We start from the raw sequence: 4,037 nt of genomic DNA, 5'->3' as shown, positions 1-4,037 counted from the left end.
TTCCGGCCACCGTTAGCTACAACGCCGCCACCAGAACGGCCACCCTCGATCCGGCTTCAGGGCTGGCGTCTGACGGCACCTTCACAGCTACCCTCGTGGGCGGCAGCACGGCGATCCGCGATACCGCGGGCACACCGCTGGCGAGCACCAACTGGACATTCCGCACGGGTCCGGCGCCCGCAATCACCGCCTTCACCCCGGGCGCCAACGCCCTCCTGGTCCGGCGGAGCAACAATGTTGCCGTCACCTTCAGCGAGGTGGTACAAGGCGCCGGCCCAGCGACGTTCACGGTGAAAAACGCCGCCACGGGGGCACTGGTTCCTGCCGCTGTGTTCCGCAACGGCACTACCAACCAGTGGATCCTGGACCCCCAGCAGGCCCTGGCCGCCAAGACCAAATACACCGTCACTGTCACCGGCGGACCCGCAGCCATCCGCGATCTCGCCGGCAACCAACTGGTCACCAAGACCTGGCAGTTCACCACCGGTTCGTTCTAGCGGACCAGTTCCGTAGCGCCAGGCAGGAAGTCCGACGGCGGCAATTGGGGGGCGCCGCCGGACTCTGCCGGCTGCCGCCCCCGTGCGTCCGCGGCGCCCGGGTGATGTTCGGACCAGATGGTGCCCACTTCCTCGGCGAACTGTTCCACAATCCTGCTCATGGCCGCGTGTGCGGCGGCGGCCTCGCCACGCTGGATGGCGCTGGCCACGTCCACATGCAGCTGCAGCGCCTGGTGGTCGGGCAGGTGGGGCATCAGGCCGTGCTCCGCGCGGCCGGTGAGGACCTCGGCCACCAGGTTCTGCAGCTGGGCAAACATGGCGTTGCCCGATGCCTTCAGGACAGCGGCGTGGAACTCCACGTCCAACCGCAGGAATTCCTCCTGGTCGCCGCGCTGGCCTGCCGCCCACAGCCGGGCCGCATGGGATACGAGATCGCTGCCGGCATCCCAGGAGGCGCGTTCCGCAGCGAGGCGGGCGGCCTGCGGCTCAATCGCGCCTCGGAGTTCATTGAGGGACTGGAGCTGTTCGAGCCGGCGGGAGGAAGCCAGCCGCCAGCGGATCACCTGCGGGTCGTAGAGGTTCCAGGCTTCTTCGGGCTGCACCACTGTGCCGAACCGGCGGCGGGAAGCCAGCATGCCTTTGGAAGACAACACCCGGGCGGCCTCCCGGACCACGGACCGCGAGACTTTGTGCTGCGCTTCAAGCTCGTCAAGCCTCAGGACCGAGTTCGGTGCGAAGTGCCCCTCAGCGATCGCGAGTCCCAGACTCTGTACCAGCGAACCGTGGAGATCAGTTGGCGGGACCATCTGGGGGATTTTCATAGATAAATCATACTGCTTAGTAAAAAGGCTTGTATATGTCTGCCTTATTTACCTATGCTCTCTTCCAGAGCAGATGTAAAGATGCATTTGTATGCGGCTGGACAGTGACGTCAGCCCTGAAATGAGGGAGTCGTAATGAAGCGACGTTCAATAGTGAAGTACGCGGCAGTCGCCGCCGCACTTTCGCTCGGGCTGACCGCCTGCAGCGGCAGCGGCAGCGAAGACGCCAAGGAATCCGGCACCGTCCGGGTCACCCTGGCCAACCACGTCTGGACCGAAGGCATCAAGGCAGCCATCCCGGAATTCGAGCAGTCCAGCGGCCTGAAGGTCGAACTGACCCAGCTCGGCGAAGACCAGCTCTCTGATCAATACAACGTCAAGCTGAACGCCGGCAGCGACGAAATCGACGTCATGATGTACCGCCCGCTCCAGGAGGGCAAGGCATTCGCGAAGAACGGCTACCTCGCAGACCTGACCGGCAAGGTTTCCTCGGACGCCGCCTGGGACTGGAAGGACTACCAGGAAGGCCCGGTCAAGGCCACCACCGTTGACGGAAAGGTAGTGGGCGTCCCCATCATCACCGAACGCGAAGTGCTCTACTACCGCAAGGACCTCCTGCAGGCCGCAGGTCTGCAGGTACCCAAGACCATGGAAGAGCTCGAGGCTGCGGCGAAGGCCATCAAGGCGTCTTCCCCGGACACCGCCGGCTTTGTGGCCCGCACCGGCAAGTCCGCCGCGGTCACCCAGTTCTCCAGCTTCCTCTACAGCTTCGGCGGCGACTTCACCGATGCCAGCGGCAAGTCCACGGTCAACTCCGCTGCTGCCAAGGAGGCCTACGCCTTCTACGGCGGCCTGATCAGGAACTACGGCCCCGCCAACGTCAGCACGGACATGAGCTGGCCCGAAGCCATGGCAATCTTCACCCAGGGCAAGGCGGCCTTCTACACCGAGGCCGATTCGCTCTACAAGAACGCCACTGACCCGGCCAAGTCCAAGGTTGCTGACACGGTCGGTTTCGCCGCCCTGCCAGCCGGCCCGGCGGGTTCGAAGCCTTACAACATTCCGTCGTGGGGCCTGGCTGTGAACGAGGCCTCAGGCAACCAGGACAACGCCTGGAAGTTCATCCAGTGGGCCACCAGCAAGGACCGCACCCTGGCCGCGCAGAAGGCCGGCGTCCCGGGGCCCCGTGCCTCGGTCTGGGCGAACTCCGAGGGAACATCCACCTACCCCAAGGACCTCGCTGAGGCCATTGCAGTCAGCGCCAAGAACGGTGTGGGCCACGACCGCCCGGAGGTTGTCACGGTAGGCAAGGCCCGCGAAATCGTGGGTGAGCCGATCGTTGCTTCCATCACCGGCGGGGATGCATCAGCCGCTGCCGACAGCGCCCACCAGGCTTTCCAGCAGTTCCTGGACAACGAAAAGAAATAGCACCCGGCGCCTTGGCGCCCGCGTTGCATCAACAGCCCGGCGGGACGGCAGCTAAGTTGCCGTCCCGCCGCGGCCCCTCTTCACCCTCCAACTCCTTAGGTGAACATGTCTGTAATGAACGCTCCCCGCAGCGCTCCTGCGCGCAGCGCCGGCCGGCCTCCCAGCATGCGTGGGAACTTCTCCAACTGGTCCAACCGGCACCGCAAGTGGCTTTTCGCAGCGCCCGCGATGATCTTCGTCGGGGTCCTGATTGTCTTCCCCCTGGCCTGGACCCTGTACCTGAGCCTCACCGATTCGCAGGGCTCCGTCCGTGCCGCCACCGAGTTCATCGGCCTGCAGAACTACCTCACGGTCCTCTCCGACACCGAACGCTTCTGGCCCGCCGTCGGCCGTACCCTGTCCTTCACCGGCGTCGCGCTGGTCTGTGAGGTGGTGCTCGGCATGGGCATCGCCCTGCTCCTCTGGCGCCCCTTCCGCGGCGAAAAGTGGGTTCGGGTGGCGATCCTCCTTCCGCTGGTTGCCACCCCGGTGGCAGTGGGCATGATGTGGCGGCTGATCTTCGATCCCAACATCGGTTTCGCCAACCAGCTGCTGGGCATGATCGGAATTCCCGCACAGCCGTGGCTCTCCGGCCAGGACACCGCGCTGGGAACCACCATCTTCATGGACGTGTGGCAGTGGACCCCGATGGTGGTGCTGATCCTGCTTGCCGGCCTGACCTCACTCTCCGACGAACCTGACGAGGCGGCCAGGGTGGACGGCGCCAGCGCGTTCCAGCGCTTCTTCTACATCACCCTTCCGCTCATGATGCCCACCGTGATTGTGGCCATCCTGCTCCGGGGCATCGACGCCCTGAAGACCTTCGACATCCTCTACGCCACCAAGGGCAAAGGCGGCGGTTCCTTCCACGAAGTGGAGACCCTGAACGTCTACGCCTACGGCCTGAGCTTCGACTACAACCAGTACGGGCTGTCCTCCGCGGTGCTGATCCTGTTCTTCATGATCATCATCGGCACCATGTGGCTGCTGACCATGCGCAAGAAAGCGGTAAGCAAATGACCGTCCTGACCCCAGACCAGACCTCCGCCGGACAGCCGCAGGTGATCCGCCGCCGTCGGAAGCCCCTGGCCACACGCGCCTACAAGGTCTTCCGCGTCGCAGCCCTGATCGCAGTGGTGCTTTTCCTGATTGCCCCGCTCGCCTGGATGCTGCTGGCCTCCTTCAAGACCAACGTGGACATCTACGACACCGGCAAGGCGCTGTTCTTCGCCCCGACCGGCGAGAACTACGC

At 64.7% G+C, this 4,037-nt stretch carries 4 protein-coding genes and 1 pseudogene; 4 read left to right on the top strand and 1 reads right to left on the bottom strand.

Features of this window, described 5'->3' with window-relative positions; genetic code table 11:
- On the top strand, nucleotides 1-497 hold a 497-nt coding region (locus DBR22_RS14450), incomplete at its 5' end, for an Ig-like domain-containing protein (protein ID WP_181365194.1).
- Here the strand turns inward: DBR22_RS14450 and DBR22_RS14445 are convergent.
- Entirely contained in the window at nucleotides 494-1,318 is an 825-nt protein-coding gene (locus tag DBR22_RS14445) for a FadR/GntR family transcriptional regulator (RefSeq protein WP_258229214.1), read from the bottom strand. The two genes, DBR22_RS14450 and DBR22_RS14445, sit on opposite strands and share 4 nt — an antisense overlap.
- Before the next feature lie 135 nt (nucleotides 1,319-1,453).
- Between DBR22_RS14445 and DBR22_RS14440 the strand changes: the two genes are divergently transcribed.
- The 3 genes and pseudogenes from DBR22_RS14440 to DBR22_RS14430 form a co-directional block, all read left to right on the top strand.
- A complete protein-coding gene (locus DBR22_RS14440) occupies nucleotides 1,454-2,746 on the top strand; it encodes an ABC transporter substrate-binding protein (protein ID WP_108599588.1) in 1,293 nt (430 codons plus the stop codon).
- A gap of 114 nt (nucleotides 2,747-2,860) precedes the next feature.
- Complete coding sequence (locus tag DBR22_RS14435) at nucleotides 2,861-3,805, top strand: carbohydrate ABC transporter permease (RefSeq protein WP_258229213.1); 945 nt, start codon at nucleotides 2,861-2,863, stop codon at nucleotides 3,803-3,805.
- A pseudogene (locus DBR22_RS14430) lies at nucleotides 3,802-4,037 on the top strand (carbohydrate ABC transporter permease); the annotation flags it as partial. The gene DBR22_RS14435 and the pseudogene DBR22_RS14430, both read left to right, overlap by 4 nt.

It is taken from the genome of Arthrobacter sp. HMWF013 (genome assembly GCF_003061105.1).
Lineage (GTDB): Bacteria > Actinomycetota > Actinomycetes > Actinomycetales > Micrococcaceae > Arthrobacter.
Note: the sequence above shows the minus strand (reverse complement) of the source record. Positions and strands in the feature narration are given on the sequence as shown.